This window comes from Sphingomonas sp. PAMC26645 (assembly GCF_004795835.1).
Classification (GTDB): domain Bacteria; phylum Pseudomonadota; class Alphaproteobacteria; order Sphingomonadales; family Sphingomonadaceae; genus Sphingomonas.
This window is the reverse complement of record NZ_CP039249.1, coordinates 3616949-3643892: the sequence shown is the minus strand read 5'-3', so window position 1 is coordinate 3643892 and position 26944 is coordinate 3616949. Positions and strand designations below refer to the sequence as shown.

Below are 26944 nucleotides of genomic sequence, written 5' to 3'. Positions count from 1 at the left end.
CATCATCCAGCGCCGTATGAGCAATACCTTGTCGCAATCGGCGTACTTCGTACGGAAACATACGGACTGGCCGTTCCATCCTGTCTTGGAGGCAGCTCGAAACGAACTCCGTAATGGTGATAACAAAACTGGGCGATAGTGCCATTCGACACCTCCATTGTTTAGGAGCTCGATCCGATGGGCAATCGGCACGAGGTCGAGGTCTTGGATGGGAGCTCGCAGCGGACTCCCGGCAATAGGGCAAAATGGTTTTCCTGCCCCGGCATTGGCAGCCCCCGCAGCAGAGATCGGGAGCAGTCCCAAGAAGAAGACCAATGAAGGGCGGTAATCCATATCCTAGCCTGACACGCGCTGTGATAGTTATCCACCCGTCAGAAACCGCAAGCCACCGGTCCGCTTTCCTTTCCCTATCACGACATTCGCGAGCGGATAGCCGGGTTTCAAAATCGGTAATTCCCAAGGATGAACCCGCGTCCGAAGTTGGGAGGCGGGGAAGGGCGCCTGAACGTCCACTTGTGGGTCTCCCCGAACGCTGCCTAGGGTGTGATCATAGGAATCCGGCTCGCCACGACGTTCTTCGTCTGGCGATCGAGCGACCAAAGCATCCGCGGCGTCGATCGGTCCCACGCGATCGCCTGGCCGCCGGTGGCGAGCGGGATCGTCGCGACGTGCTCAAGGACGCTGCCGGCTTCCGGGAGGCGCAGCGCGTAGAGTTCCGGACGGTCATGCCCCGTGACATAGAGCAGGCCATCGTCGCCCCACGATCCACCCGAGCAACTCATCGGCGGGAAGCGTGCCAGAACGCTTTCGGGGAAATGCCACGATCCGGTGCTGCGGAACTGCGCGTCGAAGCGGACCAGCAGCGTCCAGCGATGATCGTGACCTAGCTCGCCGCCGCGCGCTTCGGGATAATTGGCATAGCCTGCGAACCAGGCGTCGCCATGCCGTTCGATCCAGGTCAGCGATCCCGGCATCGGCGGCAGGCTGACGCTGCGGAGGTGGCGCAGTGTCCGTGTGTCGAATATTTCGACCGCACTGGACATCGGTACCGCGGGATAGTTGGACGCGGCGCAGACCAGCTCGCCCCCGTCGACCACGCACGAGTTCATGTGCGGATAGAGTGCGCGCGGCCCCTCCCATTGGGCGACCCGCTTGCCGGTCTTCTTGTCGTATTTGCCGATGCGGTTGTTGCTCATCGGGTAGAAGTATCGTGCGTCGACGGCGACCCCCTGCCGAGCTTCCTCGGCGACGAAGCGCGACACCACGGTTGCTGGGGCGAGCGTCGGCACGGTGTCCTGTGCGCTGCCCGCCGTCGCCAGCAGCGCGGTCGAGATGAGGGCGAACGCAGTGCGCATCAGAACTTCACCGATACGCCACCGTAGAACGTCCGGCCATAGCGTTCGTTCTGGATGATCCAGTCCTTGCGGTTACCCTGATATTGGCGGGTCGGCGCGTCGGTCAGGTTCTGCGCCTCGGCGAACAGCGTGACGTTTTGAAGCAGCGCGAAGCTCGCCTTGGCATCGAGCCGCTTGAGGTCGTCGTTCGACTGGTCCTGATAATCGAGCGCGCCGACCGCGAGCAGGGCGTGACCGGTATTGTGATAGGCGACCGATGCCTCGACCGGCCCGCGTTGGTAGAACAGTTCGGCACCGTAGAGATACTCCGACTGGCTCGGGAAGGTCGAGGTGCGTCCCGTCGGCAGCCGCAGCGTCGAATCCGTCAGCGTGCCAGTCAGTTGGATGCCGAGCCCCGACAACACACCCGGCAGGAAGGTGAACTGCTGCTGGAACTGCGCTTCGATGCCGACGATGTCGCCCTTGTCGGCGTTGAATGGCTGCGCGATCGTCAGCGTCGCGTAGTTCACGCCGTTGTAGACGGTGTTGGTCAGCGTGGTCGTCTGCGTAAAGATCGGGTTCTTGATCAGCTTGGCGAACGCACCGACGCTCAACAGCCCGCCGCGCGCGAAATACCATTCGCCCGAGACGTCGAAATTATCCGCGCGATACGGTTTCAGGTCGGGATTGCCGAGCGAGACGATGCCGTTGCCGGTGTCGATCGAGCCGCCCGGTGACAGGCTGTTGTATTCGGGGCGGCCGAGGCTGCGTGAGTAGGAGGCGCGCAGGACGGTCTCTTCGTTCGGCCTGATCCGCACGATCAGCGACGGTAGCCAGTCGTTGTAATCGGTCTTGCGGGTCAGCGGCACGACGGTCGCGGTGTTCTGCAACTGATAGCCGGTGACGGTCAGTCGGGTATGTTCGAAACGCAGCCCGGGCGTGACGGTGATCGCGCCGAACGCCAGATTGGCCATCGCATAGCCCGAGCCGACGTCTTCCTTCGGCTGGAAGTCGGCGATCGTGTCGTTGGTCAGCGAGGTCGCGCGGTTGAGCACGAACAGATTGCCGGCGAGTTGCGCGGCGGTGAACGCCTTGATCGCCGCCGGATCGATCAGCGGGCTGTTTACATAGCCCTTGTCGGTATCGGTGTTGTCGGGATGCACGGTGACCGACCCACCCTGGAGGTTGTACTGGCCGAGCGTGAAGCGGGTGGCGGCATTGGCGCCGCGATCGTAGACCGGGTTGCTCTGGTCGAAGTCGCGGTCGGAGGTTCGGTATTTCGCGCCGATCTTGAAGAAGCTCTCGCCGCCGAGGTCGTAGGTCGCGTCGAGCTTGCCCTGCCATATTTTCTCGACACCCCGCTGGGTCTGTAGGTTGTACTGACGGAACTGCAATTGGTTGGCATTGCATTCGGTGACCGGCGCGGCGGTGTAGATCGTGTCGGTGAAGTCGAACCTGACCGGGCCGGGGTTGCAGCGGAACTGCCAGGTGCTGAAGCGGTCAAGAACGGTGTTGCGACTGCGCGAGCCTGCGTATTCGAGCTTGAGCTTGTCCACCTCTGTCGAGCCGCCGACCATCGCGGTCGCGATCGTCTTCACCTTGTAATCGAGCCGCAGGTCCTGCCGCCGTTCGGTGCCGGTGCCCGCCACGCCGGTCTGCGAGCTTGGCGTGCCCGGTGCGGAGCCGGTCAGTCCGTTGGGATCGAACGTGAACGGCGTGCTGGTGAAATCGAGGCGGTAGCGGCCGCGGACCTCGTCCTCGATGAACTTCGAATATACGCCGCGGACGTAGAAGATCTGGTGGTCGCTTGGGTGCCAGTCGAGCGAGCCAGCGCCACCGATGCGGGTGCGGGTGAGGTTGTATTCGGTGTATTTGATGTTGGTTGGGACGCCGCCACGCGCCGCGCCCACCACCGGGCGCCAGTCGTCTGGGTAGAAGCCATCGCTGGTGAAATTGCGCTTCGAATAGCTGCCGCCGAGCACGATGCCGAACTGTTCGTTGGCGCCGAAGCGTTTCGCGATGCTGGCGTCGGCCTGGTACGGGACCTTGCCGTTGAGCTCCTGATACCCCGCCTTGGCGGTCGCGGCGAGCGCGAAGGGTTCCTTGAAGTCGAATGCCGTCTCGGTGACGAGGTTGATCGTGCCGCCGATGCCCTGGCCGTCCATGTCCGCGGTCTTTACCTTCGCGACCTCGACCCGGTTGACCAGCTGGCCCGAGACGATGTCGAGCGGCAAGGCGCGCGTGGTGCCGTCAGGGTTGCCGATCTCTAGCCCGTTCAGCGTGTAGCCGTTTAGCGTCGAGGGCACTCCGCGGACCGAGGCGTAGCGCCCTTCGCCCTGGTCGTAGGTGACGCCGACGCCCGGAAGATGCTCGATCACCTCGGCGACGTTGCGGTCAGGCAGGCGGCCGATATCGTCCGCTGCGGCGACGTCGATCACGCCGATCGCGTCGCGCTTGGCGGCAAGCGCACGGGCTTGGCTGGCGCGCTGGCCGGTGACGACGATCTCGGCTTCGGGGGCGTCTTCGGTCGACGGCATGGTCTGCGCCTGCAGGGTCGTGGCGATTGTGAGCGCGAGCAGCGACGTGGTCAGCGATATGGCGGTACGGAGGCGGTTCATGATGGTCCCCTTTGGAACGGCGCACACTTTCGGCTGCCGGTCAGATGTCGGTGATGCGTGAGGCGTCGCCGCCGTCGCGCGCCGGGTTCAGGCCGCCTGCATTCTCGGCCTGCGGTCTTCGACGACGTATTTGGTCAGGTCGTACGCCTCGGTCCGCGCATCGAGCGGGTTGCGGAGTGCGCGGAAGGCGACGTCACACTGCGTCGGCGTGACGTCGATGCGGCCATAACCGCGGACGTCGTTGCGCGCGAAACGGTAGGCCGGGAGGTCAGCGGTGTTCTGCACCAGCAGTTTATCGCCCGCCTGGGTGGTGATCGATCCGCCGACGAAGCAGGGCGCCAGTGCCTTTCCGCGATAGCTGATGTCGCTGGCGACGAAGGCGTGGATGTCGCCGCCGATCACCAGCGGGTTCGACACATTGGCGTCCTGCCAGCGCGCGAAAATGCGATTGCGCGAGGCTTGATAGCCTTGCCAGGTATCGACCGTCTGCATGTCCGCGGGGCCATCCGGATGCGCGGGGTCGCGACGCGGATAGGGCGTGATCTGCGTCTGCTGCGTCAGAATGTTCCAGCGTGCCTTGGTCCCTGACAGGGTATCCAGCAGCCATTTCTCCTGCGGCATGCCGAGGATCGAGGCCTTCGGATCGTGAAGATCGGGGCAATCCTTGACGACCGACACCGACATCTCGCCGCGGACGTGCGACTGGCAGCCGCGCGGCGAGCGATATTGCCTGTCGTCGAGCACCTGGAACTGCGCCAGCCGGCCCCAGTCGAGCGTCCGATACAATCGCATATCGGGCCCGTGTGGACGCGAATAGGCGCGTAGCGGCATGAACTCGTAATAGGCCTGGTAAGCCGCCGCCCGCCGCCGCGCCATCACCGCGGGATCGCTGTTGTGCTGGTCGGCCAAGTCAGCATAGTCGTTGATGACCTCGTGATCGTCCCACGTCACGATCCACGGTGCGACCGCGTGCGCCGCCTGCAACAGCGGATCGAGCCGATAGGTCGCATAGCGCACGCGGTAGCCGTCGAGATCAACCGGCGCGGGATTGAGGTGGACCCTCGGCGTGCCGACCGAGGGATCCTCCTCGTAGATGTAATCGCCAAGGAAGACGATCAGGTCGGGATCCTCGGCGACGGTGTTGGCCCAGGCGCCGAACTGCCCGTCCTCGTATTTCTGGCACGACCCGAAACAGAAGCGCAGCCGCTCGGGCAGTGCGTGGCGGGCAGGGGCGGTGCGCGTCCGCCCGATCGCGCTCGCCTCACCGCCGGCGATGAACCGGTACCAATAGGGACGTCCCGACTGCAGCCCGCTCACCTCCACGTGAACCGAATGGCCCCATGCGGGTTCGGCGACTGCATCGCCGGCACGTACGAGGTGGCGTCCGCTGTCGTCGTCATAGATTTCCCACCGCACCGGCACGCGGGCGGCTCCCATGCCGCCGTCCCCGGCGAGCGGCCGCGCGGCGAGACGGGTCCATAGCACGACGCCGTTGGGCGTCGGATCGCCCGACGCGACGCCGAAGCTGAACAGACGCTCGGATGTCAGCGCACCCGCGCGTCCGAAGCCGAGAAGGGCAGGGGCGGCGGCGGCCGCGCCGATGATCGTACGCCGGGTGAGCATCAGACTTCACTCCCTTTTGACAGGGACCGGCGCGTGTCGCTGCCGGTCTGTTGTTGCATGTCGTGGATGGGCGACACCGTGATGACGGTCGCGGTCGGCTACAGGCTGTATTGCAGACTCAGCTTGACCAGCCGCCCGAACAGCGGCCGGCCATAGATTGCCTCCGGGGTGCCCTGGCCGGTCAGCGTGTCCTGCCGCGGGTTACCCTCAGACAGGCCGAACGCGTTGGTCAGGTTGGAGACGTTGAGTTGCGCGCGGACCGGGCCACGATCGACGATCAGCCCCGCCTGCAACTCGGTATAGGCCGGCAGCAAGGTGGTGTTGGCGGCATCGACGAACCGGCGGCCGACATGCGCGGCGTTGAGGTAAAGCCGGGTCGCGCTGCCCGCGATGTCGAAATTGACCGCCGGGGTCACGTTGAAGATCAGCTCGGGGATCCGCGCCACGTTGCGCCCGACCTTGAAGGCAAAGGGCTGCGTGCTGCCCTGTTCGCGCAGGTTCACCTGCTTGGGTTCCTGGTAGGTCAGGTTGCCGGTGATGGAGAAGAATGAGGTCGGGTTCAGCGTCAGTTCGCCCTCGAACCCCGGCGTGTCGCTCTTGCCGACCAGGACGAAGTTGCGGACCAGATTGGTTTTCGGATCGACGACCGCCGTCGTGACCGAGAGATTGTCGAAGCTGTTGGTGAACGCGGTCACGCTCGCCGACATGAATTTGTTACGGTAGCGCGCGCCGATCTCCTTCTGGTCGACATAGCTGTTGGTGACGACCGTACCGCGGGTGATGTTCGACAAGGCGGGGGTCAGAAGGCCGCGGGTGTAGCGGGCGAACATCACGAAATTGTCGGCGAAATCGTACAGGCCGCCGACGGTATAGGAGTTACCGCCGAACCGTTCCCGGCGGTTGGTGCGTGTTCCCGCCGAGCCGATCACCGCATCGTCCGCCAGCGTCTCGCGCGTGCCGAGATTCTGCGTGATGGTGTTGATGCCATAGCCGGACTGCCGGGTGGACTGGTGGCGGAAGCCGCCGTCGATCTGCAGCTTGCCGAGACGCCAGGTGTCGGCGACGTAGAAGGCGAGTGCGGTACTGTCGACGCCGCCACCGACGAACGTCGATGCGCCGTAGCGGACGACCCCGTGGTCGGTGACCATGCCCACCGTATTGCCGGCGGCGTCGACCGCGACCAGGTCGAGCAGGCGCGGACGGTTGCGCACCTCGAACAGCATGTCCGCGGCGTACTGCGTCTGGTCGAAATGGTAGCGCGAGAAATACCCGCCGACCGAGACCTCGTGCGACCCGAACCCTGTCTCGAACGAACGCCTGGCGGACAAGCTGTCGAACACGTTGTTGAACTTGGTATCCGCGGTTTGATATTGCGCCTGGACGACCAAGTTGCGGGTCGTCGCCGGGTCGAAGCTCTGCTGTCCAGGCGTAATGCTGTCGGCATAGGCGTAGCGGATGCCGACGACGCTAGTGCCGAACGCGGCGCGCGCGCGGGTCAGCGCGGCGTTGCGATAGGTCGTCGCGTCCTGCACCGCGGTGGTCGAGAACAGCGAGTCCCCACTCAGCGTGCCGTCCGTGACGCGGAACAGGTTGCGGAAGGTAAAGCCGCCGAGCGTAACCGTGGCGTCGGCCCCCGCGGTGAAGACGTCGGGGTGGCGGCCGTCGGACAGGTCGCGTGTCATCGTCGTGCCGGTTGGCGTACCGTCGACCATCCGCAGCCTCGGAAACCGGACGTTGGTCGACGCCAGCGTGCCGCGCAACGGGTCGATCAGGTCCTTCAGGCTGCTGCTGGGATCCCGCGGATCGTCGAGCGGGATCGGCAGGTAGAAGATGTTCCGGTCGTTCTGGTATTTCGCATAGACCGTCAGCTCGCCACGATCGTCGCGATAGGTGACGTTGGCTCGCAGCTGACCACCCTTGTCGGCGGTGAAGCCGGTTTTGCGCAGGCCATCGCCGATCCGGTAAAACCCCCCGGTCGCAAACGTCAGTTTATCAGCGATCGGACCGCTGACATAACTGTCGATCCTCTGCGCGTCGTTATCCTGCACGGTCAGCCGGATCGCGCCCTTGAAGTGGTCGGTGCCCTTGCGGGTGATGAAGTTGATCACGCCGCCCGGCGCATTGTTGTAAAGGATCGGCGAGGTACCGAGCCGCACCGCCTCGACTCGTTCGGTCATCAGGTCGTCGCGGACGAACACGTCGGGCAGGATCGTGCCTTCCTGGTTCTCGTTGAAGATCGGCAGGCCGTCCTCGAGCAACTGGACGAAGCGGTAGCCTCCGAGCGGCAGGCCGCGGGTGTACACCGTCGCGGAAACTTCGCCCGAAGTCGCCTCGGCATAGAAGCCGGGCAGCGAACCGATCAGGTCGGCGGTGCTGAGCGGGCTCTGTTGATCGATGTCCTCGCGACGCATCGTGCTGATCGAGTAAGGCGCGCGAAATTGCTTCAACCGGGTATTCGTCCCAGTGACGACAATCTCCTCCAGCGGCTGCTTGGTGGCCGCCTCAGGGCTTCGTGTGATCGTCTTGCTGGTGGCGGCGGGCGTCCGCAGTGCGATCGTCGAGGGGCTCTCAGTCGCGATCTGCAACGGCAGGCCGTCCAGCAGCCGCAGTAGGGCGGCGCGCGGCGTGTAGCGCCCGCGTAGTGCGATGGTACGGCGACCTTGCAGTCCGGCATACGGAAACAACAGCTGGATCCCCGCCTGTTTGCTCCAGCTGTTCAGGGCTTGCGTTGCATCCTGTGCAGGAATGTCGAAACTCTTCGGCCCTGCGTCCTGCGCCGACGCAGACTGCGCGACGCACGCCACCAGGCTTACGCCCGCCATCATCAAGTTCCGCATGTCGATCCCCCGTGGCCTGTACCCTGCTGACGGGGGAGGTTCGAGAAACCGCCAGTCAGGCAGGAACTATTTTGTGCGGTTGCGAATAGAGGACCGTCAGGCCCCCTTGCTGACGCACCGTGATCCCGAACGACGCGTGCAGCGCTGTCAGGAAGTCATCAGGATTGTTCGAGGTGAAGCGGCCGCCGATCCGGATCGCCTTAAGGTGGGGGTCGCCGATCGCGAGCTTGCGGGTCAGGTAGCGATTATAGTCGGTGAGAATTGCGTCCAGTGGCTCGCCCGACAGCACGATCTCGCCACGTCGCCAGCCGGCGGTACGATCGCGCTCATTGCTTCCGACCTCGGCCGTAACCATCGCCGCGTCAGCGCCGACGATCAGTTGCTGCCCCGCACCGACCCGGCTGGATCCGGGCGTGTTCAGGGCGCCTGCCAGGACCAGCAAAATGCTATTCGTCCCCTGGACGCGCGCGTTGTATCGCCCGGGTGCCAGGTTCGCCTTCACGCTGTCTGTTGCCAGTGCCACGGCGCCGTGCGCGATATCGAGTGCGATCTCGCCGCGGTTCAGCCAGACCCGAGCATTGTCGGCATCGTCGATCCATTCCACCGTGGTGTCGGTGTTCAGATCCAGCCGCGTTCCTCCGCGCAACAGGATCGTCCGCCGTTCGCCGACCGCCGTCGTTGCTGACGATCGCGCCCAGAGTCGCGTTCCGGTCAGGCCAACGCTAACCATGCCCATCACCGACGCGGCCTGCAGGACTTGGCGACGCGACATGCGCCGTGCCGGCTGCGTCGCGGGGACTGGTTGGCTGGTCGACGCCAGCGACCGCGCATCCGACAGATTGGTCCAAACCGCCGCTACCTGCGCAAAGGTCGCGGCGTTGCGCGGGTCGCCGTCACGCCAGGCCTCGAACGCCGGTAGGTCCGCCTTGCCGCCATCCAGCGCCACGAGCCAGGCCGCGGCCTGCTCGGTCAGACTTGGCGTTTGCGTCCCTTCCATGGACTGACCTTATCTTCCTGGTACGGAGCCGCCAAGTCGGCGGTTCGCCCGGCCACGAGCATGGCAAGGCCCTTGGCGAGATGCTTCTCTACCGTAGAGACGGACAGGCCGAGCACGTCCGCTATCGTTTGCGGGGCAAGACCGTCGAATTTTCGCATTCTCACGACCTTGCGACATTGTGAGGGCAGGCGATCCACCGCCGCAACCAGAGCTTCGAGTTCCGTCTTCCCGGACAGCACGGCCAGCGGGTCCGGCCCGTCATAGCGGATTTCCATCAGGTCTGCAGCGGCGATCTGTTCGATTCGGACGATGCGCGCGCGGCGTAGCCGATCGAGCGCCAGATTGTGCACGACACGCATCGTGAACCCGATCGGGTTCACGATAGAACGCCAATCAGAAGCGCATAGCAGCTTTGCGTAAGCTTCCTGAACCAGATCCTCGGCGTCGGCGGCACCCACAAGTCGAGCTGCCAAGGCGTGGTAGCGCAGGGCACCGGGGAGCACCGCGTCAACCAACCATCGGTCTATGTCACGAAGCCAGGCCAAGTCGCCCCCCTTACGGCCTGCTTACCGACCGCGCGTGACAGTTTGAGGGCGTGACGAACGAATGCCGGTACGGGGGGGCTTAGGTGCGCGCAGACGGGCCAATCTGTCGTGCCGCTTCAGCGGGGTACAGCCTGACATGGAATGCGAACGAACGGCAGAAGTTGGTGAACAGGAAAGGAAGCGTGAACGTCCGTTTGTGGGTCTCTGACGGAGGATAGATATGCGCGGAAACATCGTCATGCGAATGCTCGCCGCACATAGATATCAGTACCAGTGAGGTATGGCCGTCAACGACGAGCCTCGACGGCAGATTTGACGGTGGCGCGTTCCGCTTGTGAGACGGACCCGTTCTTGTCTTCGTCCGCGAGGTCGAAGGCCCTTGCTGGCGCCGCGTGGAGCTCCTCGCGAGTGATCCGACCGTCGCCGTTCGCATCGGCGCCCTTCAGTGAATCCTGCAGTGACTTCGCGACGTCGGGCTTGAACCGCGCGATCCGGGTAAAGTCTGCATCGCTGATGCTGCCGTCGCCGTTCCGGTCGATACGGTTGAAGCTCGCGTCGCGCGCGGCGATGAACTCGGCGCGCGTGACGACGGCGTCGCCGTTTGTATCGGCGGTATCGAACAAGCCACCGCCGGCCTGCGCATAAGCGAGTATGGGAGTCGTCAGCCACAGCGTAACGACTGTGAACATAGCAGCTGAACCGATTTTCATGATATATCTCCAGTGTCTATCCGGCGCAAATGATCGCCGACGTCATCCTTCTACTGCATTGGGTATGGTGCATGACGACGGGCTGGAAACAGATAGTTGCAAGATGTTGCAGGTGTACAAATGCGTCGGTTACTTGCTGTTACAATTCCTAACCGGCCGAATATAATCGGCGACGGTATGAATGATAAAACGCTTTATGGCTGACCTACCGGCCGAGCGAGGTCATCAACGCAGCGACGCTAGCTCCAGTCACGTCGGAATCGCTGACGACCGCTCGCAGCATCGCGCTTATTGTCGCCTGCGATGCGTGGCGGGCGGGGGGCATCCGGCCACGGGCGGTACACAGGTGGGCTGCCGCCTTGCCGGAACGGGCTTGACCAAAGAGTGGGCCGACGGCGTGCGCGGGGCGACGTTTGGCGGAGGCTTGGCGATGTTTTCAGACGGACTATCCAGTACCGTTACCCATTCGCGCGAGCGTGGTCGGGATCTTTGTCCTTCGGTATTTGCCGGTGCAGGCGTAAGCGAAAGGCAGGCCGCAACCCATGACGTGGCGCACGGCCACATCGCGAAACCCCGCGCACTTCGACGCGACGTCGCGCGCCTCAGTATCGCACATATATATTCTCGGATCGTCATGGTCCTGCTCCAACGCGGGTCTCTGCCCACAGAGCACCCTGGCGTCCGCCGGTAAGCGGATGGTGAGGGCTTGGTGACGGACCGTAACACGCTTCGGAGACGCTTCAGATGATCGACGTTCCGGGACACAACGGTACCATCGCGCTGGTCGAGGACGACCCGGGTATCCGCGACCTCATGGCGGAACTGTTCACGCGCGAGGGGCTGCGGGTGCTTGCCTTCGGCGATGCGGAGGCGCTGTACCGCGCGGACCTCGCGACGATCGACTGCCTGATCCTCGACCTTATGCTGCCCGGCGAGGACGGACTGACCATATGCCAGAAGATGCGCGTGCAGGCGCCGCGCCTGCCGATCCTGATGGTAACCGCCAAGGGCGATGCGATCGACCGGATTATCGGGCTGGAGCTGGGCGCGGACGATTATCTGGCCAAGCCGTTCAATTCGCGCGAGCTGATGGCGCGGGTCCGGTCGATCCTGCGCCGCACTCGCGAAGTGGTCGAGGCCGTCGACGATGCCGGCAACGATATATTCCGCTTCTCCGGATGGACGCTGGCGATCGGCTCACGCGATCTCGTCGATCCGAGCGGCGCTGCGGTGGCATTGACCAGCGGCGAGTTCGACCTGCTGCACGCGTTTGTCGCGCATCCCCGCCGCGTGGTGACGCGAGACCAGTTGCTCGACTGGACCCGCGGCCGGAGGGCGACACCGTTCGACCGGGCGATCGACGTGCAACTCAGCCGCCTCCGCCGAAAACTGGGGGACGACCCGCGCGACCCCGCGATGATCCGCACCGTTCGCGGCGATGGCTATCTGTTCTCGCCGGCCGTGACGCGGTGAAGGTACGCGGGGGCGGCATGTTCGGCATGCTCGGGACGCGGATCGCGGCGATCATCCTGGTGCATGCGGCGATCCTCACCGCGCTCGTCTATTTCGTGTTCTTCGGTGTCGGCGAGGATCGTCGTCCGATGTTCCGGCTGCCGCACCCCGACGACGTTGCGGCGATGGTGGAAGCGATCGAGCGGTCCACGCCCGCCGCGCGTCCGTATCTGCTCCGGGCGTTCGCGCGCGACGGCCAGCACGTCACGCTGCTCGCGGCCTTCCCCATGACCCAGTCGAACCGGCCGGATGCCATCGGGCAGGCGGTGACGGGGCGACTGGCCGCAAAGCTGGCGGTCGTCGAGCCGGCGGTTGACGACGTCGCGCAGACGCTGACGACGGTGACTGCCTCCTATCGCGCGGTCATGGGAGCGCGGCGGTTCGCGATCCAGACGGACCAGGGGCGTGCGTTGACCGATTTCGGCGGCGGACGGATCATGTCGGATACGTCGATCCGCGTGCTCGTCGCGTTGCGAGGCGGCATGGTCCTCGCGGTCGATCATGCGGGGTTCCCGGTGGTAGGCCGCGTGGTGTCGTATATCGTGCCGCTGACGCTGTTCATCCTGCTGCTCGACATCGTCGCGATCGTCCTGCTCGCGCGGCAGACGACGCGACCGGTCGCGATGCTGCTGCGCGTCGTGCAGACCGACCGGCACGACGGCGCGCAGCCGATCTGGCCGACCAGCGGGCCGCGGGAGATTCGCGAACTCGCCTTCGCGTTTGCTGCCATGCGTGTTCGGCTGCACGGGCTGGTCGCCGAACGCACGCGGATCCTGGCAGCGGTCGCGCACGACTTTCGCACCTATTTGACGCGGCTCGAGCTGCGGTCGGACCATATCGGCGATCCGCGCCAGCGCGCGCTCGCGCTCAACGACCTCGACGAGATGGGCGCGCTGCTCGACGACACGCTGACGTTTGCGACCGATACGATGACCGGCAGCGCCTTGCCCAACGAGACCACCGACCTGACCGAGGAAATCCGGCAGACGGTGATCGATCGCGCAGACCTTGGCGAGCGGATCGGCCTGTCGTCGCTGCCCGCGGTCCTGCCCGCACGCATCTCGCATATCGCCTTCCAGCGCGTGCTGGCGAACCTGCTGGACAATGCGGTGCGCTATGGCGCCACCCCGAGCATCAGCGCGGAGCGTCGCGGCGAGCTCGTGCTGGTCTTCGTAGAGGACGATGGTCCGGGCGTGCCCGAGGCCAGCCTCGCCGGCCTGACCGAGCCTTTCCGGAGGCTTGAGACGTCGCGCGCTCGGCATACCGGCGGAGCGGGGCTGGGGCTGGCGATCGTCCTGGCGCTGGTCCAGCGTCACGGCGGATCGCTGACTTTAGAAAACCGGTCGGAGGGCGGGTTTCGCGCGGGGGTGTCGCTCCGCGCAGCCTGACGACGCGGACATCCTCATAAAATTAGGCATGACACAAACTCTTACAGACCGCTCATGCCGGCGTTGCGCAGCGGGGCGATACCCAGGTCATCGAAACCGGAGTATCCCCGATGCCTACCCACCAACCAATGCCGTCTGACACGACGCGCCGCAGTTTGACCTTGGCCTTGCTGCTGGCTCCGCTGCTGATTGCCACGCCCGCCGTCGCCCAGAATGGTCATGCCCATACCCACGACGGATCACGCTCTCATGGCGGGTCATGGCAGGGCCATTCCCAAGCCGGCGTCAACGGTCACCCGCCTGGTGGTCCGAACGCACCGCCGCCGGGTGGGCCCAACGGCCATCCCCCGAGCGGCCCGAACGGGCATCCGCCGGGCGGGCCGCATGCTCCCCCGCCTAGTCCGCCGCCGGGCGGCCCACATGGACATCCTCCGGGCGGACCGCCGCCGCCGCACCATTCGGGTGGGACGGTCTATTACCCCGGCGGTAACCCGAACTGGTGGCACGGCAACGTCGCGTTCGTCGGCTATGTCGGTCCGCGCCCGGGTTATTATTACGCGCCAAGCTACGGCTATTACGCGGTTTCCCCTGCCTACAGCACCAAGCTCTGGATCGTCGGATCGACCGTACCGGCCTCGTTCCAGAGCTATGTGGTCGTCAATCCCGCAATGTACGGATTGCCGATAGCGACGACCGGCTATCGCTGGATCTACGTCAACACCAACATGGTGCTGATCCGGCGATCGTCCGGCGTGGTCATCCGCAGCGTCCCCCGTGTGTGGTGATGCGCGCCTGAGTTGAGGCCCCCGAACTGAAGCTGGAGCTCATGCTCTGGCTTCAGACCCGCTCTTTCCCGTCTCATCGGTGCTGCCTCGTTTCCTGGGCGGCGGTGTCGACGAGCATCGGCTGTTCCCCCGAGCCGGTGTGCGGCGCGGCGCGGTCCATCCGCGCGGTTCGCCCGCCGGACCGCGTCGCTGCTTTGGCTTCTCTTTTTCAACGGTTTTCACCGTCGCACGCCGCCGTCTCGTGGTGTGCCAAAAGGATTTTTCATCATGGCCTTCAGCCGAACCGTCCCGGTCAGCGATCCCGGCCCCCTGCGGCGAACCAAGCGTCTCTCGCTGTTCGTCACCACGCTCCTGATTGCCGGAATCGCATCGCCCGTAACCGCCGCGCCGACCAAGACGCTGGCGCCGGTCCGGATCGGCATGGAGACCGCCCGGTTCGAACGCGGCGTGCCGACCGTCAACCTGGAGCGCCCGCTCGGCGCGGTCGAGATCCGTCCGATCGCCGTCGACGGCAAGACCATCAGCTTCGTGGTGGCGGTCTATAATACGGGCAGCGGCCCGGCCAATTTCGGCACCGAGAACGTCATGGTGACGATCGACGGTGTCCCCGCGACGATCCTGACCAAGGACCAGATGGTCGACGCCGCGCAGCGCAAGGCGAAGCGCAGGACGATCGGCGTGGTGATGCTGACCGGGATCGTTGCCGGTATCGCCTCGACCGCGTCGCCTGAATACGGGGTCGTCCACGGCTATGCCCACACGCCCTATGGTAGCTATTCCCGGACGATCGCCTGGGAGGACGACAGTGCCGCGGTGATGGGCACGGCGGCGGCGATCGGCGTCGGTGGTGCGGTCGTGTACGGCATCCACCACCGGCTCGACTACACGATCGACCAGCTCAACGGCGAGGCGCTGCAAACCACCACGATCGCGCCGCAGGGGAGCCTGGGCGGCATGGTCGTCGCGCTTCGCGGCAAGACCCCGTCCGCACCAAGTCCGGACGTCGGCATCACGATCCGCTGGAACGGCGAAGACTATCCGTTCGCGTTCCGCGTGGCACCGGTCGGCCAGAATCTTGCCGTCGATTTTCCTGCAACCCCGATGCCCGCCCTCCAGGTTCCCCCCGATCCGGCGGCCAAGTCCGTGCCTGTGAAGGCCCAGGGATGCGGCGCTCGATCGCCTATCTCGCCTCCGGCAGTGCGGTGCTGCTGATCGTCGGCGCCGGGATCTACCGCGTCGGTCACCGGTCGCCCGCGTTCGACATGGCCAGTGCCGCCACGCGCAAACACAATGACGCGGTTCGCGCGAGCGCCCCGTTCGCCGACCGCCGTGACTTCGATTTCGCCGCGCGCGGCTATCTTGGGACGCTCCGCGACCCGCTGATCAAGGCGGCGGACGGAAGGCTGGTTTGGGATCTGAACGCCTTCCGCTTCCTCAACGGGCAGGCGCCACCGACCGCCAATCCCAGCCTGTGGCGCCAGGCGCAACTGCTGTCCAAGACCGGTCTGTTCCGCGTTACCGACGACATTTATCAGGTGCGCGGGTTCGATCTCGCCAACATCACGTTCGTCCGCGGCAAGACCGGCTGGCTCGTGATCGATACGCTCACCTCGACCGAAACCGCGCGCGCGGCCTATGCGCTAGTGACGGAGAAGCTCGGCAAACGCCCGATCGTCGCGATCCTCTATACGCATCCGCACGTCGATCATTTCGGCGGCACGGGCGGGCTGATCACTGCGGAGGATCGCGACAGCGGCCGGGCGCCGATCATCGCGCCCGCCGGTTTCGTCGACGCCGCGGTCGGCGAGAATGTCATCGCCGGTCCGGCCATGGCGCGGCGTTCGCGGTATCAGTTCGGCACGCATCTTCGCAAGGATGCGCTGGGAACGATCGCTTCCGGCATCGGCCCGGCGCTGTCGATCGGCACGCAGACGATGATGGCGCCGACGCGCGACGTTACGCGGACCGGGCAGGGGATGACGCTCGATGGCGTCCGCCTCCGCTTCCAGATGACGCCGGGCACCGAAGCGCCCGCGGAGATGAACATCGCCTTCCCCGACTGGAAGGTGATCGACCTGGCCGAGAACGCCAATCCGACTCAGCACAACATTCTCACGCCGCGCGGTGCCGTCGTGCGCAACGCCAGCGCCTGGGCGGGCTATCTCACGCAATCCATGACAATGTTCGCGGGCGCCGAAACGCTGATCACGAGTCATGGCTGGCCGCGTTTCGGCGCGGCGCAGATCACGGACTATCTCGGCAAGCACCGCGATGCCTATGCCTATCTGCACGACCAGACCGTGCGGCTGATGAATGACGGGCTGACCGGGGAAGAGATCGCCGCGCGCCTGATACTACCCAAGGCGCTTCGGCAGGAATGGTATGATCGGCCCTATTATGGCTCGCTGAGCTTCAACGCCCGTGCAGTCTATCAATATTACATGGGCTGGTACGACGGCAATCCGGTTCATCTGGAACCGTTGCCGCCAACCGAGGCCGGACAGCGTTACGTCGCTGCGCTGGGTGGTGCGGCCAAGGTCCAGGCATTGGCCCAAACGGCCTATGACAACGGCGATTACCGGTGGTCGAGCGAACTGCTCAACAAGCTGGTCTTCGCCGTTCCCGGCAACCACGCCGCCCGCACGCTGCTCGCCCGCTCCTACGAGCAACTCGCCTATCAGAGCGAGAACGCGCTGTGGCGCAACATTTACCTTTCGGGCGCGCAGGAGCTTCGCTTCGGGATCGGCAAGGCGCATGCCGGCATATCGCAGGGCGGCCTGACCGCCGCGCTGCCGACGAGCAGCCTGTTCGACATGCTCGCTGTCCGGCTCGATGCCGACAAGGTGGGTGCTGCAAGTCTGACGCTGGGATTCGTGTTTCCCGATCGCGGCGAGAGCGTGACGGTGACCGTCCATAACGGCGTGCTGCTGCACCATCCCGGGTTGCCGCCGCCGGGTGCCGATGCAGTGCTGACGGTCGCTCGAACCGACCTCGTCGCCAGCATGACCGGCGGCGCGTCGCTGCTCCCGAAGATCGCGTCGGGACAGGCCCGGATTTCAGGTAGCCCGCGCGCGCTGAAGACCTTCACCGGCTGGTTCGACGTCGGCCAGCCTGACTTCGCGATCGTCACACCGTGAGCGCCGCACTCAACCGTCGCGTCGTGACTGACGCACTCCATCATCGCGCCCTGCTCGGCGCACTTCATAAGGATCCCAACGGCATGAAACCCCGGTTACGCATTCTATTCTGCATCACCCTCGGGGCGCTGATTGGCACGGGGATCGCGATCAGGACCATCCGCGCCGGCGCGCTGAGTACGAGCAGCGCGATCGGCCCGTGGCAAACCGGCAGCGATTTCGCCACCGCGCGGGCTGGTGCACAGACCCGTGCGATCATCGCGCTGCGTGGTCTGCTTGCGCTGCCGGCGCGTGAGGCCCGCTATTATGCGGCACAGGTCGACGACGCTGGGAACAGGCTGGACGGGCATTGCCGCTACCGCGTGACCGGCGGGCGGCTGCCCGCCAGATGGTGGAGCCTGACACTGTACGACAACACCAACGGGTTCCTCGTCGCGAACGCGTCCGGCCGCTATTCCTACAATAGCGCTGGCCTGCCCGTGTCCGAGCAGGATGGTTGGCAGATCGTGGTCGCACCCCGGCCGGTGGGGGCGCCGCCGCCCGGCGCGCAAGGAAGGCACTGGTTGCCGACCGGCGGGATCGACCGCTTCGATCTCACGCTCCGCGTCTACCTGCCGGCCGGTGGCGGCACCACCAACCTGACGCGAACGCAGCTTCCTTCGATTACTAAGGAGGATTGCGCATGATCCGGCGCTGGATCGTGCCGATCTTGATCGCCCTCGCAATCGGCGCGCTCGCCTTCCAGGTTACGCTGATGGCGACACCGGGCACGCTGATGGCGTTGGCGATGAACCGCCTGACGACGCTCGGTCCCCTCAACCATTTTGCGCATACTGCGACACCGACTCCGGCCGATCGCGAGATCGTCCGCACGAGTCCCGATCTCGCCTATTCCCCCTGTCCCTTCGACCTGTCGGGCGGCCCGCTGCTGATCAACGCGGTACCGGTCGCGGCGCCGTATTGGGCGCTCTCGATCTTCGATGCGCAGACCAATGCCGTCTTCGTCCGCAACCGGTTCGAGGCCCGGGATCGTCCGTTCCGCGTTGCGGTCATCCACGGCGGACAAGTGGCGCCTGCCGGCTACGAGCCGGTCCGGGTCGATGGTGCACGCGGCATCGCGGTGATCCGGATCCTCGTCGCAGACCCGGCAAGCTTCCCCGCGATCGATGCCGCACGGCGCGCCAGCACCTGCAGGATCGGCTGATTTCACAGATCGCCCCCTTTCTACTCTCCGAAGGACTTATCGACATGACCTATCCAGACCGAGCCGCGCTTGATCTTCTCGACCTCGACCTGCTGATCGTCGGCGCGGGGCTTTCGGGGATCGACGCCGCATACCGCCTGAAGACCGAATGCCCCGACCGTACCTATGCGATCCTCGAATCGCGCGATGCGATTGGCGGCACCTGGGACCTGTTCCGCTATCCGGGCATCCGTTCGGATTCGGACATGGCGACGCTCGGCTTTCCGTTTCGACCGTGGCGGGGTGAACTCTCGATCGCCAGCGGCGAAAGCATCCGCGACTATATCGCTGACACGGCGCGCGCGTTCAACATCGAGCGCGAGATCCGCTTCGGTCACCGGGTGACCGCGGCTGCCTGGTCGAGTGCCAGCGCAAGGTGGACGGTCGATTATATTGCTGATGGTGTCGCCGGCCGGCTGCGCTGCCGGTTCCTGTATATGTGCTCGGGCTATTACGACTTCGAGGAAGGCCATGTTCCAAGCTTTGCCGCGCGCGCGGTGTATGAAGGGCAGGTGGCGGTTCCCCAATTCTGGCCGGAGGCGCTCGACTGGACGGGCAAGCGGATTGTCGTCGTCGGCAGCGGCGCGACCGCGATCACGCTCGTCCCGGAGCTCGCCGCAAAGGCCGCGCACGTAACGATGCTCCAGCGTTCGCCGACCTATGTCGTATCTCGTCCCGCGCGTGATCGGTTCGCCGACCGCCTGCGACGCTGGCTTCCGGCGAGGTTGGCCGATCGCCTGATACGGTGGAGGAGCGTCACCGACGGCATGCTCGGCTATGCCATTGCGAGGCGCTGGCCGAATTACGTGAAGTCCAAGCTCATCGATGCCGTGCGTGCTGCGGTGGGTCCCAAGATCAACGTCGATCGCAACTTCACACCGCGTTACGCCCCCTGGGACCAGCGCATCTGTGCGGCCACCGATGGCGACCTGTTCGCGGTCCTGCGCGATGCCAGTGCGGAGATCGTCACCGATACGATCGACCGCTTCGTGAGCGATGGCGTCCGCCTCCGGTCGGGGCGCACGTTGCGCGCGGATATCATCGTCATGGCAACCGGTCTCAAGGTCCAGATGCTTGGCGGCATCGCGCTGACCGTCGATGGTGCGCCGGTCAGTGCGGCTGGGCGGCTGATCTACAAGGGGGCGATGCTGGCCGGCATCCCCAACCTGGCCTTTGCGTTTGGCTATACCAACGCGTCGTGGACGCTGAAATGCGATCTGACGGCGCGATATGTCTGTCGCCTGCTCAATGTGATGGACGCGAATGGTTTCGACACCTGCGAAGCGGTGCCCGAGCCGGGGATCGTCGAGACGCCGATGGTCGGGCTGAACTCCGGCTATGTCCAGCGCGCTGCTGCGGTAATGCCGCTCCAGGGTGATGCGCCGTCGTGGCGGGTGCATCAGAACTATCTCGCGGACTCGCTGGCGATAGGCCTGTCGCCGATCATGGACGGTACGATCTGCTTCGGTACCGCGCTCGATTTGGACATGTTCGATAGCTTTGCACTACCGCCGTGCACTGCCGATCCGATCGTCACGGACGATCAGAATGCGGACGAGGCCCACTCGTTCGAAGCTATGCCCGTTCGTGCGCGACGCAGGGCATGAGCCGCCGTATGACGATCGCTGGCACGACCGCGATCGTGACCGGCGCTGCCAGCGGGATCGGTCGGGCGGTAGCGGTGTCGCTGGCCCGCCGCGGCTGCACGTTGATTCTCGTCGATCTCGATATGGCTGGGCTCGAAGAGACGAAACTGCTGCTGCCGGGCGTCACGGTCGTGCTGCATCAGCTCGACCTTGGTAACGGCGACGCGATCACCGCGTTCGGTGCGCGCGTCGCGGCCGATCACCCGGTGATCGACATCCTCGTGAACAACGCCGGTGTCGCGCTCGGCGGGACGTTCGAGCAACTCAGCCCCAGCATGTTCGAATGGTTGTTCGCGATCAACTTCTGGGGTGTGGTGAGGATGACGCGCACGATCCTGCCTCTGCTCCACCGCAGCGCCGACGCAGGGCTGGTCAACGTCTCCAGCCTGTTCGGCCTGATCGCACCGCCGGGGCAAAGCGCCTATGCCGCCAGCAAGTTCGCGGTACGCGGTTTCTCGGAAGCTTTGCGCCACGAACTGAAGGACACCACGATCGGTGTGACGGTCGTCCATCCCGGCGGAGTCGCCACTGCGATCGCCACCTCGGCGCGCCCGGCAGCCAGCATGACCGACGCAGACCGCGGCAGCGACCTGGAAAAAGCCGCCCATCTGCTCCGCCTCCAGCCTGAACGCGCCGGCGAACTGATCGTCGAGGCGATCATTCGCCGCCAACCCCGCCTCCTGATCGGTGCTGATGCCAAAATCGCATCGGTAATCGAGCGTCTCATGCCGGTATCCTACTGGACGCTGCTCGCGCGCGGCAAAGGACCTCAACCTCACCGCGCCATGAACGACGTTGCTTTAAAAGCAGGTTAGAATCGCCAACACCGACTTGTCATCAATGCGTCGGGCAGTTTTGACAAAAAAGCGCGCTGCTATTCAAATCGAAGGCTGGAACGTCGCCGGGCGCTTGCGATCACCCGAGAACGCCGCTGCTTGAAGCGTCCATGCTGAACTGTTTGCTTTCACGGACTCCGGCGACCGACTTCATGAACAAGCGTCTCAAATTGGGGAACGGAGGGGTGGCTGAACGTCTGTTTGTGGGTCTTCCTGACTCTGTCAGCCTAAACCGAACGGCGAAAAGGGGGTGCGTCATCGTGACCTTGTACCATCGAGGCTGCACCATTTGATCGAACGAATAACCACCGTCGTCGCGCCCGATGTACCTGCGTACGGCTTGTCGTCGGTTAGCGACACGAGCGATGTTGGCCCCGTTAAGCGGAACGGGCTTTCGGTTGAACTGGATCCGCTTGGCTGTCAGGCTCAGACCAATCGATTGGGTGAGGCGCGATGGACACGATACGGCGGATTGGCTGGTTCTATCATCGGGTTCATGGCGGTCGTCGCGATCGGGTATGTTCCCGCATTCCACGATGCCGACGGCAATCTGTTCGGACTGTTCAAGCTCGACCTGTACGACGACAGCCTGCACGCATTTTCGGGACTATGGGCCGGGGTCGCGGCCCTCAACCGCCTCTACTTATCACTCTCGATGGATGCCGCACCCTAGATGCGCAAATACTTGTATGTCAATCACCCTCCGCCCGGCCCATCAGCACGGCCCGCGTCGCCGCTGTCGGCATGCGCCGGACGGCTTTCGCGACATGAACGAACGTCCAGTTCTGAGGGGCTAAAAAATGCCTGAGATTGTCCGGGTATGGGTCGGGCTGGCAAGTTCGATATGTTCTTTTCAGATTTTGCCCCGTCGCCCGTTGTCAAAAGCGCCAGGGCAGAAGTCATTTGCTATCTACTTTACCGAACTCCGTCGCTTCGTTCTCGAGAGCTGAAATTGCGTCCTGCCAAGCGGCATTGCCTGGGTTTAGGGCCGACCACAGGTATGCCCAAACCATGCGTTGCGTGACGCCGAGGCGGTCGGGATCTTCGTCGTCCGTCTCCTTCGCGTCGTAGCCGGCGATGCCGCCAAGCCCATGCTTGGCTCCCGCCAAGGTCAGCAAGCTGTCACCCCCCGGGGCATCGGAAAAGGCATCTGCATGCCAGTCAGCACCGCGGGTCGTCAGGTGCGGACTAACATCGGCGTCCCCCGATACGACCAGGGTCTTGGTGGTGAGGGTGGAAAAATCGAGCCTGAGCGCGGGGTAGCGCGAGCCCATAGGTCCGTCGAGGTCTTCGCCGCGACCTAGCCCAGCAAGCAACACGCCCACCTTTACCCGGGGGTCGCGCATGTCGACGTCGCGAGCTGCCTCGCCTCGGTCGCTGAGGCGGGCACCTAGCAGCACGCTTACGGTGTGGCTGCCAAGTGAGTGGCCGACAGCCGCGATCCGATCGTGATCAATTCGGCCGGTAAGGGCTGGAACCGATGCGTCGATAGTTTCCATCTGATCGAGGATGCAGGTCAATTCCTGGACGCGTTCCTGCCAGAAAAGGGGGCCGCCTGGTGCGTCAGGTGCCAGGCCGCCCACCTTCGAATTCGCGTGCGTGGGCTGGATGACGACGAAGCCGTGCTCCGCCAGGAAGCTTGCAAGCGGTCCGTAACCGTCCTTCGATGATATGTAGAGCGAAGGACCGTGTCCGTGCGATAGCAGGATGATCGGGAGTTCGCGACCGCTCATCGGCGCGGTAATACGGAGTTCGAGTTCTCTCTCGTGATCCGGGATCGACAGAGTTACCGGGCTGATCGAGATGGTTGTGACTGCCGCATTCACGGGAAGCCGCCGAGCTTTGTCGATAAGATTGTTCACGTCATATCTCGCTTCATCTGTTTGCAAGCCAATGCCGGTCAGCTATTCCGCGCTAGCTGGAGCATTGCTCCGCATATGCATATGCGGAGCAATGCTCCGTATGGCAAGCCGTTTATGATGGATGGTGCTTTGACGGAACGTGAGAAGGCCGCGACTAGCGCGGAAGGAACACCAAAGCGGCGCGTTCGCGCTGACGCCCAGCGCAGTGAAGACGCTGTGCTGGAGGCGGCCAAAGCTCTCTTTGCGGAGGCGGGCGTCGATGCGACGGTGAGGCAGATCGCAGATCGAGCCGGTGTCGGTATGGGCACGCTCTACCGTCGCTTTCCAAAGCGATCGGACCTTATTGCCGCGGTATTTCGCCGCGAAGTCGATGCCTGCGCTGCGGAAGCGGCAACACTAGCGACACGCTACACGCCTGGAGAGGCGCTGGAGCGTTGGCTGAAACGGTACGCGCAATTCCTTGGGACAAAGAAGGGCCTCGCAGTCGCTCTTCACTCTGGCGACCCGGCGTTCGACGAGCTGCCAGCCTATTTTCGAGCGCATTTCGAGCCTGCGCTTGCTTCCCTACTCGATGCGGCAGCAGCGACGAAGGAAGTGCGGGACGACGTCGAGCCTTACGACCTGCTGCGAGCGATTGGGAATCTTGGAGTGGCGACAGGCGAAGATGGCTCTGCGCATGCCGGGCGCATCCTGAACCTGCTGATCGATGGATTACGCCACCGGCAGTCACATTCGTGAGCGGATCAGGCAGCCCACATGCGTCCACCCCATCGGCTACTCTTTTTCCTCCCCGCTCACCAAACAGGAGTTTGGAAGCGTCGTATATTTATATTAACCGGCATCGTCGTCAGGAGCCGGCCCGCCAAGCTAATCTGACGAGCAAAAGCGGTGGCACGATCGCCAATGTCTATCGCTTCAATTATATTGCATCCAATCCGATATCCACCTGGAGATAGGTATGTTGTCCCCTACAACACTCGCGGCCGCGTTCGATAGAGTAACCGACTATTGGTCGCCGAAGGTGATCGGCCGGGAGAACAACCAGTTACTAAAGGCTGCAAAGCTGAAGGGCGAGTTGGTCTGGCACGCCCATGACGGGCAAGACGAGCTGTTCTATATTGTCAAAGGCTCCCTGCGGATCGAGTTCGAAGATTGTGCGGTTGAGCTCGAGAAAGGGGATTTTTTGACAGTGCCGAGCGGCATTCGGCATAATCCCGTGGCACTGGATGAGTGTTGGGTCTTATTGATCGAGCCGGCCGAAACCAAACACACCGGCGATGAGATGACCTCGCGTACTCGCAGCCTGAAAGAGCAGCTAAGCTGACGCTCTTCATCAGCGTCTCTTTAGGAGAACGTACGCTGCTTCAAAATGACGGCGTTCGTAAGGCGGTAGCCGAACGTCAGAGCGGTAAATTCGCCAAGATGAACGAGCGTCCGAATCCGGGAAGTAGGAGAGAGCGTCTGAGTGTCTGGAATGGGTCTTTCCATCCCGGCCAACGGCGCAAGAAGCTCAGGTTGCGCGCTGCCCCATCAGTTCGCCCAAGCGCACATTCCGTTCCGGCACCCAGTCTTCGTTGAACGCAATGGCGCCTCGCTTCCACAACATCACGATCGTTGAGCCAAGGAGAAAGCGGCCCATTTCCTCGCCTTTTTTCAGCACGATGTCCTGGTCGGTATATGCCCACTCCGACGTCCTGTTGATGCGCGTAGGATTGACTACACCGTGCCACACAGTCGCCATGCTTCCAACGATGGTGGCTCCCACCAGCACCATGACGAATACGCCGTGCTCTACCGATTCAAAGACGCAAACTACTCGCTCGTTGCGCGCAAACAGGTTCGGCACGTCGCGTGCTGTGACGGGGTTTACTGAAAAAAGCTTACCGGGGACGTAGATCATGCGTGTGAGCTTGCCATCGCAGGGCATGTGCAGGCGGTGGTAGTCTCTCGGGGACAGGTACAGGTTTGCGAAGCTGCCGTGGCGAAACTGACTGGCCAGTGCGGCGTCGCCGCCAACAAGCTGCGTCGTGGTGAACCGATGCCCCTTTGCTTGTAGAATGTGATGGTCATCAATCGAGCCGAACTGGCTGATTGCGCCATCGACTGGGCAGACAAAGTCGGCAGCCGCGATAGGGCGTGACCCCGCTTTGAGGGGACGGGTGAAGAACTCGTTGAAGCTCTTGTAGCTCCGAATGTCCGCATCCGCGGCTTCGTTCATATCGACGGAATATTTGCCAACGAACCAGCGGATGAGCCGCGTTGTCATCGCACCCCCATGCGCCCTGGCGATGTGACCTGCCAGCGTGGTGAGATGCTGCTTAGGCAATATGTATTGGAGTAAGACCGGCAGGCGATCAGACATCAGAACCTCAGAGCGTCGATACCATCCTCGTAGGGCTATGAACGGTCAGGCCGACCTACGCAATTCGCGTTCAAGCGACGAGGCATCCTGATCGCCGGAAGTAGACCGGCTTGGCGCCGAGACCATCACTCCTCAAGCTGAACGAATGGCTAAAGTCGGGCAGCGCGGAGGGAGGGCGTAAATGCCTGCTCGTAAATCCCTTACGAAGCCCCGCACTGCCGGGTAGTTTCGCCAACGCCCGGACGTCAAGAGTGCCGATCCGGGGCCTGATAGGGGCCATTCGTTGAGCGCGATCTTTCCTGTTTCTCAGGCGAAAATAGACGATTTCGGGAATGAGCGATCGACGGAAGCCGACACGCAGGGGCCCGTCCTCACCTTCGCTGATACGTCAGGCGCGGTGATCGATCTACCTTCGAGGCACTACGGCGGAGATCGTTAAGCGATTTACCGAACATGGCGAACTCGAGGCGCTAGCTACAGCGCGGCGCGAACTGGCAGGGAACTCGATCCGATCGAAAGGCCGACCAAAACTTGGCGTGGTTGCGCGCGAAGTGACGCTGCCGCCGCGTAATTGGGAATGGCTTGCAACGCAGCCGGGGGGGAGCCTCGCAGGCGTTGCGCCGCCTTGTTGACGAAGCGCGCCGTGCAGATAGCGGCCAGACCGATCGCAAAGCCGCACATGAGCGCACGTATCGCTTGCTGTCTGGTCTGGCCGGCAATTTTCCCGGCTACGAGGAAGCGATCCATGCCTTGTTTGCTGGTGCGGATAAAGCGTTTGCGGGGCGGATGGCAGTGTGGCCGCCAGACGTTCGGGACTATGCCCTCGCGTTAGCCCAACCCAATCTGAAAACCGAAGGATCGTGAGGATTGTCGCCTGCGCACGCAGCGGCCCGCTGCAAACCACCGATCGAGAGAACGTCGTCGACGCCGCAGCCGGGGAGCACCCGGTGGCGTCATGTTCCAAAGTCCGCGGTCGATCTCCAGGCGAGCCAGGAGAAGGCGTTCCGTGCCATCCAATTGACTTGCATCGCGCTGGGGGCCCTGAGAGTACGCAGCGATCATGTCGCGAGCCCGATCACGCTGTGAAGGAAGTGGTTCGCCAGTTGCCTTGATCCGAACCCGGATCTCCTCAAACTCCTGCTTCAAACCCGCGTTGGCTTAAAGGAACAGAATTTGGGCTGCGGCCGCGCTCTTCGTGTTGAGCGACACCTTCGAAAGCGCCTTACCGCCAAAAGCGGGACGCATCTTCCCGGGTATCTGCCGACGCATGTAATAAAAACCGGTAGTCGGGTGCTTCCAGGATGTCCCCATGAGGGCCATTTTCGGTGCTTGCTGTATCAGGTCGCGGTACCGGCGAAGAGCAACGAATGGCTTAACCGCACGTCTCAGCCACGAATGTGGCGGATGGTGACCCCTACGGGAATCGAACCCGTGCTTCAGCCGTGAAAGGGCCGCGTCCTAACCGCTAGACGAAGGGGCCTGCGTGGTTGGAGGCGCCTAAAAGGAAGC

General features: G+C 63.8%; 23 protein-coding genes and 1 tRNA gene. 13 read left to right on the top strand and 11 right to left on the bottom strand.

Annotation, left to right across the window (positions count from 1 at the left end; genetic code table 11):
• Positions 1-536: 536 nt before the first annotated feature.
• From E5673_RS16750 to E5673_RS16720, 7 genes are all read right to left on the bottom strand, one after another.
• On the bottom strand, positions 537-1355 hold the full coding sequence (locus E5673_RS16750; protein WP_136190881.1) for a hypothetical protein: 819 nt from the start codon (positions 1353-1355) through the stop codon (positions 537-539).
• Complete coding sequence (locus tag E5673_RS16745; RefSeq protein WP_136190880.1) at positions 1355-3952, bottom strand: TonB-dependent receptor; 2598 nt, start codon at positions 3950-3952, stop codon at positions 1355-1357. The genes E5673_RS16750 and E5673_RS16745 overlap by 1 nt, the downstream gene beginning before the upstream one ends.
• 87 nt (positions 3953-4039) lie before the next feature.
• Complete coding sequence (locus E5673_RS16740; protein ID WP_136190879.1) at positions 4040-5575, bottom strand: alkaline phosphatase D family protein; 1536 nt, start codon at positions 5573-5575, stop codon at positions 4040-4042.
• Positions 5576-5673: 98 nt separating this feature from the next.
• Complete coding sequence (locus E5673_RS16735) at positions 5674-8412, bottom strand: TonB-dependent receptor (protein WP_136190878.1); 2739 nt, start codon at positions 8410-8412, stop codon at positions 5674-5676.
• Positions 8413-8467: 55 nt separating this feature from the next.
• On the bottom strand, positions 8468-9409 hold the full coding sequence (locus tag E5673_RS16730) for a FecR domain-containing protein (RefSeq protein WP_136190877.1): 942 nt from the start codon (positions 9407-9409) through the stop codon (positions 8468-8470).
• Positions 9382-9954, bottom strand: coding sequence for a sigma-70 family RNA polymerase sigma factor (locus E5673_RS16725; RefSeq protein WP_136190876.1), 573 nt, complete (start codon positions 9952-9954; stop codon positions 9382-9384). The genes E5673_RS16730 and E5673_RS16725 overlap by 28 nt, the downstream gene beginning before the upstream one ends.
• 287 nt (positions 9955-10241) lie before the next feature.
• The gene (locus E5673_RS16720; protein ID WP_136190875.1) at positions 10242-10664 is read right to left on the bottom strand and encodes an EF-hand domain-containing protein; all 423 of its coding nucleotides are present in this window, start codon (positions 10662-10664) and stop codon (positions 10242-10244) included.
• Positions 10665-11408: 744 nt separating this feature from the next.
• Here E5673_RS16720 and E5673_RS16715 point away from each other — a divergent pair.
• The 10 genes from E5673_RS16715 to E5673_RS16670 all read left to right on the top strand — a co-directional run bounded on the left by E5673_RS16715 (position 11409) and on the right by E5673_RS16670 (position 21884).
• On the top strand, positions 11409-12137 hold the full coding sequence (locus tag E5673_RS16715; protein WP_136190874.1) for a response regulator: 729 nt from the start codon (positions 11409-11411) through the stop codon (positions 12135-12137).
• Positions 12134-13564: an ATP-binding protein gene (locus E5673_RS16710; RefSeq protein ID WP_136190873.1), complete on the top strand. Its 1431-nt coding sequence runs from the start codon at positions 12134-12136 to the stop codon at positions 13562-13564. Before E5673_RS16715 ends, E5673_RS16710 begins: the two co-directional genes overlap by 4 nt.
• A 128-nt stretch (positions 13565-13692) precedes the next feature.
• Positions 13693-14349 carry an RcnB family protein gene (locus tag E5673_RS16705; RefSeq protein WP_136190872.1) on the top strand — a complete coding sequence of 219 codons (657 nt, stop codon included), beginning with the start codon at positions 13693-13695 and terminating at the stop codon, positions 14347-14349.
• Positions 14350-14616: 267 nt separating this feature from the next.
• Entirely contained in the window at positions 14617-15561 is a 945-nt protein-coding gene (locus tag E5673_RS16700) for a hypothetical protein (protein WP_136190871.1), read from the top strand.
• Positions 15513-17486: an alkyl sulfatase dimerization domain-containing protein gene (locus E5673_RS16695; RefSeq protein ID WP_136190870.1), complete on the top strand. Its 1974-nt coding sequence runs from the start codon at positions 15513-15515 to the stop codon at positions 17484-17486. The genes E5673_RS16700 and E5673_RS16695 overlap by 49 nt, the downstream gene beginning before the upstream one ends.
• An 83-nt stretch (positions 17487-17569) precedes the next feature.
• The gene (locus E5673_RS16690) at positions 17570-18172 is read left to right on the top strand and encodes a DUF1214 domain-containing protein (protein WP_136190869.1); all 603 of its coding nucleotides are present in this window, start codon (positions 17570-17572) and stop codon (positions 18170-18172) included.
• On the top strand, positions 18169-18690 hold the full coding sequence (locus tag E5673_RS16685; protein ID WP_136190868.1) for a DUF1254 domain-containing protein: 522 nt from the start codon (positions 18169-18171) through the stop codon (positions 18688-18690). The genes E5673_RS16690 and E5673_RS16685 overlap by 4 nt, the downstream gene beginning before the upstream one ends.
• Positions 18691-18734: 44 nt before the next feature.
• Positions 18735-20336 (top strand): NAD(P)/FAD-dependent oxidoreductase, encoded by a 1602-nt coding sequence (locus E5673_RS16680; RefSeq protein WP_136190867.1) that lies wholly within the window; start codon positions 18735-18737, stop codon positions 20334-20336.
• Positions 20333-21190: an SDR family NAD(P)-dependent oxidoreductase gene (locus tag E5673_RS16675; protein ID WP_136190866.1), complete on the top strand. Its 858-nt coding sequence runs from the start codon at positions 20333-20335 to the stop codon at positions 21188-21190. Before E5673_RS16680 ends, E5673_RS16675 begins: the two co-directional genes overlap by 4 nt.
• Before the next feature lie 493 nt (positions 21191-21683).
• Positions 21684-21884, top strand: a complete 201-nt coding sequence (locus E5673_RS16670; RefSeq protein ID WP_136190865.1) for a hypothetical protein — start codon at positions 21684-21686, stop codon at positions 21882-21884.
• Positions 21885-22110: 226 nt separating this feature from the next.
• Here E5673_RS16670 and E5673_RS16665 read toward each other — a convergent pair whose 3' ends face one another.
• Positions 22111-23073 (bottom strand): chlorophyllase, encoded by a 963-nt coding sequence (locus E5673_RS16665; RefSeq protein WP_136190864.1) that lies wholly within the window; start codon positions 23071-23073, stop codon positions 22111-22113.
• Between the two features lie 81 nt (positions 23074-23154).
• Between E5673_RS16665 and E5673_RS16660 the strand changes: the two genes are divergently transcribed.
• Positions 23155-23811, top strand: coding sequence for a TetR/AcrR family transcriptional regulator (locus E5673_RS16660; RefSeq protein ID WP_210731762.1), 657 nt, complete (start codon positions 23155-23157; stop codon positions 23809-23811).
• 220 nt (positions 23812-24031) lie between these two features.
• Positions 24032-24397 carry a cupin domain-containing protein gene (locus E5673_RS16655; protein WP_136190863.1) on the top strand — a complete coding sequence of 122 codons (366 nt, stop codon included), beginning with the start codon at positions 24032-24034 and terminating at the stop codon, positions 24395-24397.
• A 186-nt stretch (positions 24398-24583) separates the two neighbouring features.
• Here E5673_RS16655 and asd read toward each other — a convergent pair whose 3' ends face one another.
• Positions 24584-25435 (bottom strand): archaetidylserine decarboxylase, encoded by an 852-nt coding sequence (gene asd, locus E5673_RS16650; protein WP_136190862.1) that lies wholly within the window; start codon positions 25433-25435, stop codon positions 24584-24586.
• 615 nt (positions 25436-26050) lie between these two features.
• On the opposite strand from asd, the gene E5673_RS19865 reads away from it, so the two are divergent.
• A complete protein-coding gene (locus E5673_RS19865) occupies positions 26051-26299 on the top strand; it encodes a DUF2239 family protein (RefSeq protein WP_210731761.1) in 249 nt (82 codons plus the stop codon).
• A 294-nt stretch (positions 26300-26593) separates the two neighbouring features.
• Here E5673_RS19865 and E5673_RS20245 read toward each other — a convergent pair whose 3' ends face one another.
• Complete coding sequence (locus E5673_RS20245; protein ID WP_348769869.1) at positions 26594-26746, bottom strand: DUF6538 domain-containing protein; 153 nt, start codon at positions 26744-26746, stop codon at positions 26594-26596.
• A gap of 94 nt (positions 26747-26840) precedes the next feature.
• Positions 26841-26915, bottom strand: a tRNA-Glu gene (locus E5673_RS16640).
• Positions 26916-26944 lie beyond the last annotated feature (29 nt).